Genomic DNA, 11,599 nt, shown 5'->3' with positions numbered 1-11,599 from the left:
GCGGGGTCCGGTGCGGCGGGGTCCGATGCGGCGGGGTCCGATGCGGCGGGGCGGGGTCAGCGTCCGGCGCACTGCAGGCGGGTGCGCTGGTACACCTCCGCCGGGTCGCCCCAGTAGGACCAGGGCCGTTCGGTGGCGAGGTCGCCGAGCTCGGCGAAGAGCAGGTGCGCGGCGGCGGGCTGCCCGGAGAGCGCGAACGCCATCGCGAACTCGTTGTGGGTGACCGCCCAGTCCCGGCCGCGGACGTAGTCGGGGTGCCGCACCGAACGGTCGGCGGCCTCGTGCAGCTCGGCCCGGACGTGCTCCTGGCCCATGTACGCGGCGTCCTCCTCCGGGGGCAGCGAGAGCCAGTGCTCGATGTGCGCGCGGGCCACCAGCTCGCCGTGCGGGCTGCCCCCGGGGGCGGCGAGCATCGCGCGGCGGGCGAAGGCGTGCATCTGCTCGTGCGAGCCCTGCCACTTCTCGCACAGCTGCTGCAGGCGCTGGCGGTGCGAGGCGAGGTGGCCGGGGCTGCGGCGCAGCGCGGCCTCGAAGCGGTGGCGGGCGGCGTTCCGGTCGAGGGAGGCGCCGCGGCCGCTGATCTGCAGGAAGTACCAGGGGCCGAGCAGGGCCGGGTCGAGTTCGGCGGCCCGGTAGAGGTGCTCCTCGGCGCTCTCCAGCCGCTCGTGGAAGGTCTTCCACTGCTCCTCGGTGACGTTCCGGGCGCTGGCCCTGGTCCGGGCCTCCCAGGCCCAGCTGACGTGCCGGGCGCCCTGCACCAGCTGCAGCAGCGGGTCGTCCGGGGCCGCCTCCAGCGCCTTGCCGACCAGCACCTCGGCGCCCGGGACGTCGGCGACGGCCTCGACCATCAGCGTCAGGTCCTCCTGGCCGTCGGCGGCGTCGAGGATCGCCCGGGCGGCGGGCCAGGAGCCGACCCCGACGAAGGCGCGCAGCTTGGCCAACTCGGCGTCACCGAACGCCGGGTCGATCCGGGGGCGCCCCTGCGCGCCCGCGGCGGGCCGTGCGTCCGCGGCCGCCGGGCGGCCGCCACCGGTGTCGCTGCGGCCGAGCAGCCGTGCGAACAGTCCCATTGCCGGGTCCCCTCCGAAGTGCTGTGCGTTCCCGTCGGGGCGTGCGCGTGGCACGCCCCGGATCGAGATTCCTATCACGTCCGTGCGACAGGTGTGCGAAGGGTTTTCCGGGACGGGGTGCGACGGGCGGGAGCAGGGGCCCGGGAAGAACGGCGAGGCTCGATGTCAGGGGCCCGGGGAACGGCGGGCTCGGGGCTGCTGGCGGTGCACTGCCGGTGCTTCGGGTTCTGTTGCTGGCCCGAAGCAACACGGACGCATCGGTGGGCTCCGACCGGCAGCAGCTCGGACTCGCCGTTCCCCGAGCCCCTGACGGGGCTCTCCGGCGGGGCTCTCCGGCGGGGCTCTCACTCGGCCGTGTGCACGGCCTGTCCGCCGACGTAGGTGCGCAGGACGCGGGTGTCGGCGATCTCCTCGGTGGGGGCGGCGAACGGGTCGCGGTCGAGGACCACGAGGTCGGCGAGGTTGCCGGGGCGCAGCACGCCGGTGTCGTCGAGGCGGTTGAGGTGGGCGGTGCCCGCGGTGTAGGCGGCGAGGGCGGTGGCCAGGTCGAGGCGCTGTTCGGGCAGGAAGACCGGGACGTCGGCGGCGGCGCCGGGTTCGCGGCGGTTGACGGCGACGTGGATGCCGTCGATCGGGACGGGGCTGGAGACCGGCCAGTCGCTGCCCGCGGCGAGGGTGGCTCCGGTGCGCTGCAGGGCGCCGAACGGGTACTGCCAGGTGGCGCGTTCGGGGCCGAGGAAGGGGATGGTGAGTTCGTCCATCTGCGGTTCGTGGGCGGCCCACAGCGGCTGGATGTTGGCGACGGCGCCGAGCGCGGCGAACCGGGCGAGGTCGTCGGGGTGGACGACCTGCAGGTGGGCGAGGTGGTGGCGGTTGCCGCGGCGGCCGTTGGCGGCGATCGCGGCTTCGACCGCGTCCAGGGCCTCGCGGACGGCGCGGTCGCCGAGGGCGTGGAAGTGCACCTGGAAGTCGAGCGCGTCGAGGGCGGTGACGTGCTCCTTCAGGGCGGCCGGGTCGACGAAGCTGAGGCCGCTGTTGCCGGTGGCGCAGCCGCAGCCGTCCAGGTAGGGGGCGGTGAGGGCGGCGGTGAAGTTCTCCGCGATGCCGTCCTGCATGATCTTGATCGAGCCGGCCCGGAACCGGCCGTGGGTGTACGCGGCGCGGCGGGCGACGAGTTCGGGGATCTGTTCGGCGCCGCGTTCGCGGTCCCACCACAGGGCGCCGACCACCCGGGCGGTGAGGGTGCCGTCCTGGGCGGCGGTGAGGTAGGCGTCGGACGGGTCGGGGTTGCCGCCGAACTCGCCGAGCAGGGCGTCCTGCCAGGCGGTGATGCCGAGCGAGTGCAGCATCGCCTGGGCGCGCAGCAGGCCGTCGAGGCGGTCGGCGGGGGTGGGGTCGGGGGCGTGCCGGCCGACCAGGCCGACGGCGCCCTCCTGGAGCACGCCGCTGGGCGTGCCGTCGGCCTCGCGCTCGATCCGGCCGTCGGCGGGGTCGGGGGTGTCGCGGGTGAGCCCGGCGAGTTCGAGGGCGCGGGTGTTGGCCCAGGCGCCGTGGTGGTCGCGGTTGGAGAGGAGGACCGGGCGGTCGGGGACGACGGAGTCGAGCAGCTGCCGGGTGGGCAGGCCGCCGTCGAAGCTCTCCATCGACCAGCCGCCGCCGGTGATCCACTCCTTCTCGGGGTGGGCGGCGGCGTACTCGGCGACCCGGGCCAGGTAGTCGGCGACGGTGACGGTGCCGGTGAGGTTGCAGGCGGCCGTCTCGATGCCGGCGTAGACGGCGTGCACGTGGGCGTCCTGGAAGCCGGCGATCAGCAACTTGCCGTGCAGGTCGACGACTTCGGTGCCGGGGCCGATCAACTCCCGTACCTCGTCGTGCCCCACCGCGGTGATCCGCTCGCCGGTGACGGCCAGCGCGCTCGCCCGGGTGCGGGCGGCGTCGCCGGTGTGGATCGGCCCGCCGGTGAAGACCAGGTCGGCACGGTTCATGGGTGGTGCTCCGTTTTCGTTGCGAGGTACGGGAGTTGACGGTACGTCAGGCCGTCGTGGCGGCTTCGGTGGTGGCTTCGGCGGCGGTGCCGGCCCGGTCGGTGGCGCCGGTGAAGTACGGCGAGCGGCGGACCCAGCGCGACCAGGCCGCGGCGGCCAGGCCGGAGGCGATCATCAGGACGGGGACGGTCAGCTCGAACCAGCCGTTGTAGGCGGTCAGTTCGAAGTGGTCGGTGGAGTCGTAGAAGGTCCAGGCGAGGTAGCCGCCGACCAGCAGCAGCACGACCGCGCCCAGCAGCGGGGCGACCACCGCCTTGAGGCCCTCGACGGGCTTCTCGCGCAGCAGGTGCCGGAAGCGCACCGCGGAGGCGATGGCGACCAGCGCGTAGTAGAGGGCGACGACGATGCCGATGGCGTTGACGGTGGCCGCGATCAGCTCGGTGACGGTCGGGATGACCAGCGCCAGCCCGGCCAGCGCCAGGGCGATGCCGGTGATCAGCCACGTCCCGGCGGCGGGGGTGCGGTGGCGCGGGTGCAGCCGCGTCCAGACCCTGCCGAGGGTGCCGTCGCGGCCCATCGCGTAGGTGCCGCGGGCGGTCGGGATGACCGCGGCCTGCAGCGAGGCGGCGGCGGAGAAGGTCAGCGCGACCAGCGGCAGGGCGGCCAGCGGCTGGTCGGCGAGCTTGTCGGCGAAGTACGCCAGGCCGGTGGCGCCGTTGTCGGCGAGCTCGCCGATCGGCAGCACCCGCTGGAAGGCGGTGCCCGCGAACAGGAACAGCCCGAGCATCAGCAGCAGCGACAGGAAGCCGCCGCGGGTGGCGTCCTTCGGGTCGTGCACCTCCTCGCCGACGCTGAACACCGACTCGAAGCCCCAGTAGCAGAACACCGCGAGCACCATGCCCTGGGCCAGCGCCGCCGTCGACGGGATCTCGAACGGGTCGTACCAGGACAGGCTGAACGGCTGGTCCCCGGCGAACAGGCCGTAGCCGCAGAACGCGATCAGCACGGCGTACTCGAAGACCAGCAGGTACTTCTGCAGCTCGGCGGCGAGGTCCAGGCCGCGGACGGCGACCACCGTCGCGGTGAGCAGCACCAGCATGCCGAGCAGCGTGCACTGGAAGCTGGAGTCCGGGTCCAGCCGCACGCCGGGCAGCGCGTGCAGGCCCGCCGTCCCGGCCAGCTGGATGATCGCCGAGCCGGTGACGGTGGTGGTGTACGCCATGAAGACGACGGTGGTGACGATGTTGACCCAGCCGGTCAGGAAGCCCAGCCACGGGTTGAGCGCCTTGCCGACCCAGCGGTACGAGCTGCCCGCGTCCGGTTCGACCCGGTTGAGCCGCCCGTAGCCGCAGGCGATGCCGAGCACCGGCAGGAAGGCCAGCAGCATGATGGCGGGCAGGTGCAGGCCGACCACGCCCGCCATCAGGCCCAGGCCGATGCCGATCGAGGTGGTGGCGGCCGTGCTGGACGCGGCGATCACCACCACCGCGCCGACGCCGACCGACCTGCGCATCGCGTCCGGGCCCGCGGCGGAGCCGCCGCCGGAACCGCCGTCGGGGACGGGGCCCCGGTCCTTGACCGTCGTTGCCAAAGGATCACCGCCGAGAGGTGTCGTGGGGGGACGCCCGCGGGCGGGCGCCGGGTGAGGGTGCGCCGGAGCGGTGGCGCGGGGGGGCACTGGTCACCGGCGGGCGTCGCGGGCTCGGCCCGCCGGGTGGGGGTCACCGGTGGGGAACCGCCGGTAGGGACGCCATGAAACCCCCGGCCCCGCAGAACGTCAATGCTGTTGTCGTAAGGGCGGATGGCCTAGGCTCACGGGCCATGACCGACCGCCCCGACCGCCCCGACCGCGTCGTCCCCGAGACCGCGCGCCGCCGCCGACGCCCCACCAAGCAGGGCACCGTGCTCTCCGAACAGGTCATCGTCGACACCGCGCTGCGCCTGGTCGGCCAGCACGGCGCCCAGGCCTTCACCGTCCGCCGCCTGGGCCTGGCGCTCGGTGCCGACCCCAGCGCGATCTACCGGTACTTCCACAGCACCGACGACCTGCTGCTGGCCGTCGCCGACGAGCTCATCGGCCTCGGCCTCGACGGCTGGCGGCCCACCGGCGACTGGCGCGCTGACCTGCGCGAGGTCGGGATGCGCATCCACGCCCGCTCGCTCGCCCACCCGCAGGCCGCCGTCCTCGCCGCGTACCGCACCACCGGCCGGGCCAACGAGATCCGCGCCATCGAGACCATGCTCGGGATACTCCGCGAGGCCGGGTTCCCCGACCCCGACGCGGTCAGCCTCTACCACGCCTTCATCGACCAGGCGCTGGGCTTCGCCGTCCTCGACTCCGCCGCGCTCGCCCTGCCCGCCACCGCCCGGCACGCCGACAACGGCGTCTGGGACACCGCCTACCGCGGCCTCTCCCCCGACACCCATCCGCACATCGCCGCCACCGCCGACCTGCTCGCCGCCGACATGCGGCGCAGCGCCTACCCCCTCGCCCTCGACCTGCTGCTCGACGCCCTCGCCGCCCGCCTCCCGTCCTGACCCGGCCCGGGAGCCCTCGGTGTGCACCTGCTCCCCCGACTGCGCCGAGCGCCTCGACATCCCGGTGCCGGTGCTGCGCCGGTTGCCTGGAGCAGGTCGAGCGGGAGCTCGAGACCTCCCGGGCCTGGATGCGGCTGCGTCCCGGGGTCGTCGCCCCGGTCAAGGAGTTGCGCGACGAGTACGGCGGCGGCATCGACGACGAGCGCTACCCCCCCGGTCCGGCGGCTCCTGACGGGGCGGGGGTCCGGCGCGCCGTCGGTTTCCCGGGCGGGCGGCCGTCGTAGGGTCGGAGGTCCGAGCCCCCGGCACCTGGAGCCGTGCGATGATCGACGTGCTTCCCGACCTGCCGCCCGGCGTGCTGGGGTTCGAACTCGGGCCCGGGCAGGGGGACGGGATCCGACTGGTGCTGGTCGTACCGGAGTTCGGCTGGATGGTGCCCGGCGAGACCCGGGTGTTCCCGCTCGCCGAGCGGGCGGCGGCGGTCAGCTGGGCCGCCGCGTCCTGACCCGCCCTCCCCCACCGTCCCCAGCCCTCCCGAGGAGACCCCGCATGCGCATCCACCTCACCTCGGTCTTCGTCGAGGACCAGGCCGCGGCACTCGTCTTCTACACGGAGGTGCTGGGCTTCGTGAAGAAGCACGACGTCCCGCTCGGCGGCGGCGCCCGCTGGCTGACGGTGGTCTCCCCCGAGCAGCCCGACGGCCCCGAACTGCTGCTGGAGCCCTCCGGCCACCGCGCCGTCCCGCCGTACAAGGCGGCCCTGCGCGAGGACGGCATCCCCGCCGCGTCCTTCGCCGTCGACGACGTCCCCGCCGAGTGCGAGCGGCTGCGCGCCCTGGGCGTGGTCTTCACCCAGGAGCCGACGGCCACGGGCCCGGTCACCACCGCGGTCTTCGCCGACACCTGCGGCAACCTGATCCAGATCGTGCACGCCCCGTAGCGGTGGAACGGGCGCGCCCGCCCGGTGCGGTCTCCGCTACTCTCCCCCCGTGATGATCGAGGGGACGCGCCCGGGCGGCGCGAGTTGGTGGGGGACCGTCGCCGAGCGGGTCCGGGCCTGCGGGTGGCCGCTGCTGCTGGTGGTGACGGTGTCGGCGGTGGTCGAGGGGGCCGTCGCGCTGGCCATGTACGCGGTGCCGCAGCACGACGCGGTGCGCGTGGTGCGCACCGTCCTGCTCGTGCTGCTGTCGGCGTGCGAGTACGGCCTGGCGATGCGCCTGCTGGCCTTCGGGCCGCGGACGGCGGCCGTCCTGCGGGTGACGCCGCGGCAGTTGGGCCTGATGACGACGTGGTCGGTCCTGCTGTCGGTGCCCGTCGTGTCCGAGCTGCTGCTGATCCTCTCCCCGGCTACCGCCTTCGGCCTGTACCGGGGGCCGCAGTTGGTCCCGGTCGTGCTCCTGGCCCTGCTCGGGGGCGCGGTGGCCGCGCCGCTGCCCGCCGCCGTGTTCCTGGAGGACGGCGGGCTGCGCGCCTCCTGGCGGCTGCTGTGCAGCGGTTGGGCGACCGCCCTGCGGCTGGGCGCGATCGCGCTCGGCGGGGCCGTCGCCGACCTCCTGCTCGAGCAGCTGTACGTGGACGCCCTCTTCGCGAGCAGGTCCGTCCTCGTCGCGCTGGTGGTGCGGGCGCTCGTGGTCCCGGTGCACTTCGCCCTCCCGCTGGCACTGTTCGCCACCTACCTGCGCTCGCCCGCCGCCCGGCCCGCCGTGCCGCTCGCCGGGCCTCCGGTCGCGCCGTCCGCGTACCCGCCGGTGGACGCGGCGTTCGGGCGCTGAGGGCGGGTCCGGGGCGCGGGCGGCGACGGGCGGCGACGGGCGGCGACGGGCGGTCCGGTAGCGTCGGGACGTGGTCAACGACGTTGCGGGGTACGGGTCGGCGTGGTGGGCGGTCGTGCGGGAGCTGGCGGCCGCCTGCTGGTGGCGGCTGCTCGCGGTGAACGTGCTGTTCCTGGTCGCGGTGAACGTGCTGAACGCTCTCGTCGGCTCGGCCGGGGCGGCCCCGGAGGCGTCGGCGGTGCTGCTGTTCGCGGCCGGGGCGGTGCTCTCGGCGTGGCGGTGGTCGGCCCAACTGCGGGTGCTGGGTGGGGAGTCCGATCCGCTGGCGGCGTTCCGGACGGGCCGGTCGCCGGTGCTGCGACTGGCCCTGCTGTCGTCCGCGGTGAACCTGCCCGGGCTGCTCTGGCTGCTGTCCGTGCTGTTCCCGAGCGGGTACGAGTCGCTGGCGCGCCCGCTGCTGCCGGTGCTGGACCCGGCCGCGCTGTACCTGGCGGCGGTGGCCGCGATGCTGCCGATGGCGGTGCTGTTGGAGGGCCGCGACCTGCGCCGCTCCTGGCAGCTGCTGCACGGCAGTTGGGCGTCCGCGCTGCGGATCGGCCTGGTGGTTTTGGGCCAGGCGGCGCTGACCCGGGCGGTGCCTGGAGCGATCCTGATGCTGGTGCTGGACCCGGCCTGCGCGGTGCTGCTGTTCGCGTCCTACCGGCTCTCCCTGGACGAGGAGAACGCTGCTGTGCAGAAAGCGGACTGACGATTCGTCAGGAATTCCGGAGGACCGGTTCGGCGGCGGTCCCGGGCCGGTCGACCGGCAGGGAGTGCCCGGCCCCCGGGACGGCTTCCACCCGGGCGGCGGGCAGCACGCGGCGCGCGGGGGCGGGGGCGGCCGGTCCGCCCGCGACCGGCCAGGCGTGGCAGCGGGGACCGACGCCGTTGAACCCGGCCGGGGCGGTCGGGGCCCGTGGTGGTGATTCCCCGGTCTCCCGGGCGGGTTGGTATGTTCTCCGACCGTCGTCACCACCAACGCCGTCCCACGGGGGGATTCCTTGAGCATGCGCAACCGTCGACTCGCCGCCGCCGCGGGCCTGCTGACCGTCGCCCTGGCCGCCACCGGGTGCGGCCCGGACGACAGTTCGGGCACCGGCTCGACCACCACCGCGGCCGCCGCGGCCAGCTCTGCCGCCGCGTCCGCCCCGTCGACCCCGTCCGGCGCCGCGAGCGGCGCCGCGACCGGTGGGGCGAGCGGCGGGGCGTCCAAGCCCGCTGCCGCCGCGCCCGCCGGCGGACAGGCCGTCAGCCCCGCCGACGAGGCCGCGTTCGAGAAGGCCAGCATGGACACCGCGGGCTGCGCCGCGTACTACAAGACGCACCAGGTGCTGCTGGTCACCTCGGCGGCGGGCAGCCAGATCAAGGGCACCAAGGTGAAGACCGAGTGCAGCCAGTACGGCCTGCAGCTGGACACCTCCGGCCCGGAGACCACCTTCAAGGTCGCCGCCGACGCCTCGGTGGTCATGTTCGTGAAGCCCAGCGGCACCAAGCAGGGCTTCCCGCGCTACGACGCCCAGAAGATGTCCTTCGCCGAGTACGCGAGGACCCGCAAGCCCTGCTTCGACATCCCCGAGCCGGACAACCGGCCGGCCGGCCTGCAGTGCGGCCCGCTCTTCATCTACAGCACCGACGGCAGCGGCACCGTCACCTCGATGCACGAGACCTGGGAGGTCGTGGACTGAGGCCGTCGACCGACGGCGGCACCGGACGGGCGGTCGGCGGTTCCGGTCCGTCGCGCCCGTCCGGCACTCCCTCCGGGTGGCAGGATCTTGCGGGGATCTGACAACGGTGCCGCTTGTTGCCCAAGATCCCCCTGCGGAGGATGGGCGCGTGTCCGGTCGTCGGCGGATGCCCGATCCCCAGGAGAGAACGATGGCGTTGGAGATGCGTGACCGCTGCGAGAGGTGCGAGGACGCGGTGCTGCCTCCGGACGCCCCGGCCCGGATCTGTTCGTACGAGTGCACCTTCTGCCCGACCTGCAGCGACGCCATGCAGCACGTGTGCCCCAACTGCGGCGGCGAGCTGGTGCCGCGGCCGCGCCGCACACGGGGCGGCGACGCGGCCTGAGCCAGGGGCCCTTCGGGGACCGTGCTGCGCGTCCCGACGTCGGCGGTCTGGCGGTCCGACGGTCTGGCGGTCTGACGGTCTGGCGGTCCGAAAGGAACTGCCTAGGATCGAAGTCATGACACCGCGCCCCGAAGACGCTCCGCGCCCCCTGCGGAACACCTCGCGCATCCTGCTGCTCGACAACCGGGACCGCCTGCTGCTGCTCTGCTCCCGCGACCCGCGGCCGGGCGGCGGGCGCTGGTGGTTCACCGTCGGCGGTGGCGCGGAGGAGGGCGAGGACTCGCTGAGCGCCGCCGTGCGGGAGTTGCGCGAGGAGACCGGGCTCGACCTGCCCGCCGAACGCCTCGGTCCGCTGGTCATGACCCGCACCACCGGGTTCACCTTCGACGGCCGCCCCCACCGGCAGTGGGAGGAGTACCGCCTGCTGCGCCTGACCGCGGCCGAGACCGCCGCCGTCCGGGTCGACCCCGGTGAGGCCAGGTTCGGCCACCACTGGTGGAGCGTCGCGGAGTTGGCGGACACCGACCAGGTCATCCGCCCGCGCAACCTGGCCGTCCTGCTCACCGACCTGCTCCGCGACGGCCCGGGCCGGACCCCGCTGGACCTCGGCGAGGTCGACGACGACGCGGACCTTTCCCTCAACTGAGCACCGTGCGAGGGGCGTTGCGGGTGGGCCGGACGAACTCCGGTAACCGACGGCCCCGTCGCGACGCCCTTCGGCGGACCGGCACCACCGGCACCGGACTCCCGGCGGGCGGCGCCGTCAGGCGGGTGCCGTCCGGGCGGGGCGGTCGGCGAGGGCGAGGACCAGGGCCGCCGCGACGGGGAGGGCGACCATCGCGCGGAGCAGGCCGCTCTCGGGGTAGGTGTCGTGGCGCAGGTGCAGGGCGAGCCAGGCCGCGGCCAGGCCGGTGGTGCAGGCGAGGGCGAGCGGGAGGGCGGCCGCGCGGATGCGGCGGTCGGCGAGGGCGGCCAGGGCCACCAGCAGGGCCGCGGCGGCGGAGAGTCGGGGGTGCGCATAGCCGAGGCCGTAGCGGACGGCGAGGGCCGGGGGCAGGAACAGCACCAGCGTCCGGTGCAGCAGGACGGTGAGCGCGGCGGTGCCGGGGCCCGGGGCGGTGGGATCGGGGGTGGCGGGGCGACGGTCGTACGCGGTGGCGGCGAGGACGGCCAGGGCGAGTGCGGCCTCGGGCCAACGGCTGGACAGGTGGCGGAGGTTGTAGAGCAGCGCGGTGTCGTAGACGACCATCACGAGGGTGCCGACGGCCCACAGTTCGGCGGCGAAGCGCAGCAGTCCGAGGGTGCCGGGGCGCCGTTCCGCCCCGGGGGCGCGGCGGGCGGTGCGGAGCAGCAGCGGCGCGGTGCCCAGGGCCGCCAGCGTCCGGATCGCCACGTCCTGGAGGGTCCACGGGTTGCGCAGCGCCCATTCGACGACGGAGAACACCAGGGTGTACGAGGCGGCGGTCGTCCACACCAGGGCGGGCGAGCCGAGGACGCGGCGCAGCAGGGCGGGGCTGAGGCGGTGGAGCACGGTCGCGTAGGCGAACAGCACGAACGGCAGCTCCAGGAGGGCCTGCACGCGCAGCACGGTCGGCGCGAACAGCCCGGGCTGCGGCAGGTGCGCGGCCAGCGCCCGGACGGCCGGGTGTCCGGTCGGCTCGGCGAACCAGCCGGGCGGCAGGTAGCGGGCGACGTACCCGGCGTCGCCGCCGTGCACCCGCAGCAGGTAGGCGGAGCAGAGGAGTTGGTTGAGGAAGATCAGTGCGGTCACCGCGGCCAGCAGCACCTCCGGCCGGGGGGCGGTACGACCGGTCGGCTCGGCGGCGCGGTCGGCCGGCTCGGCGGCGCGGTCGGCCGGCTCGGCGGCGCCGTCGGCGGGCCGGGCGGGTGCGCGCAGGGTGCGGGGGCCGAGCAGCAGGGCGGCGCCGGTGGAGCCGAGGGCGGCGGCATCGACCAGCAGCACGGTGGTCTTCATTCAAGGGATGCTACTGCCGACCGTCACGCCGCGTCACCGCGGGCGGCCCGGGCCGGACGGCGGACGGGGGTGATCGGCGGCGGAGCGGCGGGCTCCGGAGCCGGTGGCGGCGCGGCGCTCCGGACACTTTCGGCGGGCGGCCGACCGTTCC

Annotated in this window: 12 protein-coding genes; 8 read left to right on the top strand and 4 right to left on the bottom strand. The window is 75.0% G+C overall.

Annotated features, from left to right (window positions below; all coding sequences use genetic code 11):
• Positions 1-56: 56 nt before the first annotated feature.
• The 3 genes from QSK52_RS00530 to QSK52_RS00520 all read right to left on the bottom strand — a co-directional run bounded on the left by QSK52_RS00530 (position 57) and on the right by QSK52_RS00520 (position 4,646).
• The gene (locus tag QSK52_RS00530) at positions 57-1,070 is read right to left on the bottom strand and encodes a hypothetical protein (RefSeq protein WP_285732219.1); all 1,014 of its coding nucleotides are present in this window, start codon (positions 1,068-1,070) and stop codon (positions 57-59) included.
• Positions 1,071-1,414: 344 nt separating this feature from the next.
• Entirely contained in the window at positions 1,415-3,055 is a 1,641-nt protein-coding gene (locus QSK52_RS00525) for an amidohydrolase (RefSeq protein WP_285732217.1), read from the bottom strand.
• A gap of 46 nt (positions 3,056-3,101) precedes the next feature.
• Positions 3,102-4,646 carry an APC family permease gene (locus tag QSK52_RS00520; protein ID WP_435053137.1) on the bottom strand — a complete coding sequence of 515 codons (1,545 nt, stop codon included), beginning with the start codon at positions 4,644-4,646 and terminating at the stop codon, positions 3,102-3,104.
• 230 nt (positions 4,647-4,876) lie between these two features.
• On the opposite strand from QSK52_RS00520, the gene QSK52_RS00515 reads away from it, so the two are divergent.
• The 8 genes from QSK52_RS00515 to QSK52_RS00480 all read left to right on the top strand — a co-directional run bounded on the left by QSK52_RS00515 (position 4,877) and on the right by QSK52_RS00480 (position 10,119).
• The gene (locus tag QSK52_RS00515; protein WP_285732215.1) at positions 4,877-5,593 is read left to right on the top strand and encodes a TetR/AcrR family transcriptional regulator; all 717 of its coding nucleotides are present in this window, start codon (positions 4,877-4,879) and stop codon (positions 5,591-5,593) included.
• A 322-nt stretch (positions 5,594-5,915) separates the two neighbouring features.
• Complete coding sequence (locus tag QSK52_RS00510; protein ID WP_285732213.1) at positions 5,916-6,098, top strand: hypothetical protein; 183 nt, start codon at positions 5,916-5,918, stop codon at positions 6,096-6,098.
• Positions 6,099-6,142: 44 nt separating this feature from the next.
• Positions 6,143-6,532, top strand: coding sequence for a VOC family protein (locus QSK52_RS00505; RefSeq protein ID WP_285732210.1), 390 nt, complete (start codon positions 6,143-6,145; stop codon positions 6,530-6,532).
• A 52-nt stretch (positions 6,533-6,584) separates the two neighbouring features.
• Positions 6,585-7,364, top strand: coding sequence for a hypothetical protein (locus tag QSK52_RS00500; RefSeq protein WP_285732208.1), 780 nt, complete (start codon positions 6,585-6,587; stop codon positions 7,362-7,364).
• Positions 7,365-7,434: 70 nt separating this feature from the next.
• A complete protein-coding gene (locus QSK52_RS00495) occupies positions 7,435-8,112 on the top strand; it encodes a hypothetical protein (protein WP_285732206.1) in 678 nt (225 codons plus the stop codon).
• Between the two features lie 298 nt (positions 8,113-8,410).
• On the top strand, positions 8,411-9,088 hold the full coding sequence (locus QSK52_RS00490; RefSeq protein ID WP_285732205.1) for a hypothetical protein: 678 nt from the start codon (positions 8,411-8,413) through the stop codon (positions 9,086-9,088).
• Between the two features lie 190 nt (positions 9,089-9,278).
• Positions 9,279-9,473: a DUF1272 domain-containing protein gene (locus QSK52_RS00485; RefSeq protein WP_285732203.1), complete on the top strand. Its 195-nt coding sequence runs from the start codon at positions 9,279-9,281 to the stop codon at positions 9,471-9,473.
• A gap of 115 nt (positions 9,474-9,588) precedes the next feature.
• Positions 9,589-10,119, top strand: coding sequence for an NUDIX hydrolase (locus QSK52_RS00480; protein ID WP_285732201.1), 531 nt, complete (start codon positions 9,589-9,591; stop codon positions 10,117-10,119).
• A gap of 117 nt (positions 10,120-10,236) precedes the next feature.
• Here QSK52_RS00480 and QSK52_RS00475 read toward each other — a convergent pair whose 3' ends face one another.
• Positions 10,237-11,448, bottom strand: a complete 1,212-nt coding sequence (locus QSK52_RS00475) for a hypothetical protein (RefSeq protein ID WP_285732199.1) — start codon at positions 11,446-11,448, stop codon at positions 10,237-10,239.
• Positions 11,449-11,599 lie beyond the last annotated feature (151 nt).

The organism is Kitasatospora phosalacinea (assembly GCF_030268885.1).
Lineage (GTDB): Bacteria > Actinomycetota > Actinomycetes > Streptomycetales > Streptomycetaceae > Kitasatospora > Kitasatospora phosalacinea_C.
The sequence above is the reverse complement of the archived record's forward strand: the minus strand, read 5'-3'. Positions and strand labels throughout refer to the sequence as shown.

Excerpts from the sequence above, each read along its gene's own strand:
- QSK52_RS00490 (WP_285732205.1), top strand. The coding sequence starts at position 8,411 with ATGCGCAACCGTCGACTCGCCGCCGCCGCGGGCCTGCTGACCGTCGCC.
- QSK52_RS00525 (WP_285732217.1), bottom strand. The coding sequence starts at position 3,055 with ATGAACCGTGCCGACCTGGTCTTCACCGGCGGGCCGATCCACACCGGC.
- QSK52_RS00530 (WP_285732219.1), bottom strand. The coding sequence starts at position 1,070 with ATGGGACTGTTCGCACGGCTGCTCGGCCGCAGCGACACCGGTGGCGGC.
- QSK52_RS00480 (WP_285732201.1), top strand. The coding sequence starts at position 9,589 with ATGACACCGCGCCCCGAAGACGCTCCGCGCCCCCTGCGGAACACCTCG.
- QSK52_RS00485 (WP_285732203.1), top strand. The coding sequence starts at position 9,279 with ATGGCGTTGGAGATGCGTGACCGCTGCGAGAGGTGCGAGGACGCGGTG.
- QSK52_RS00475 (WP_285732199.1), bottom strand. The coding sequence starts at position 11,448 with ATGAAGACCACCGTGCTGCTGGTCGATGCCGCCGCCCTCGGCTCCACC.
- QSK52_RS00505 (WP_285732210.1), top strand. The coding sequence starts at position 6,143 with ATGCGCATCCACCTCACCTCGGTCTTCGTCGAGGACCAGGCCGCGGCA.
- QSK52_RS00500 (WP_285732208.1), top strand. The coding sequence starts at position 6,585 with ATGATCGAGGGGACGCGCCCGGGCGGCGCGAGTTGGTGGGGGACCGTC.
- QSK52_RS00510 (WP_285732213.1), top strand. The coding sequence starts at position 5,916 with ATGATCGACGTGCTTCCCGACCTGCCGCCCGGCGTGCTGGGGTTCGAA.
- QSK52_RS00515 (WP_285732215.1), top strand. The coding sequence starts at position 4,877 with ATGACCGACCGCCCCGACCGCCCCGACCGCGTCGTCCCCGAGACCGCG.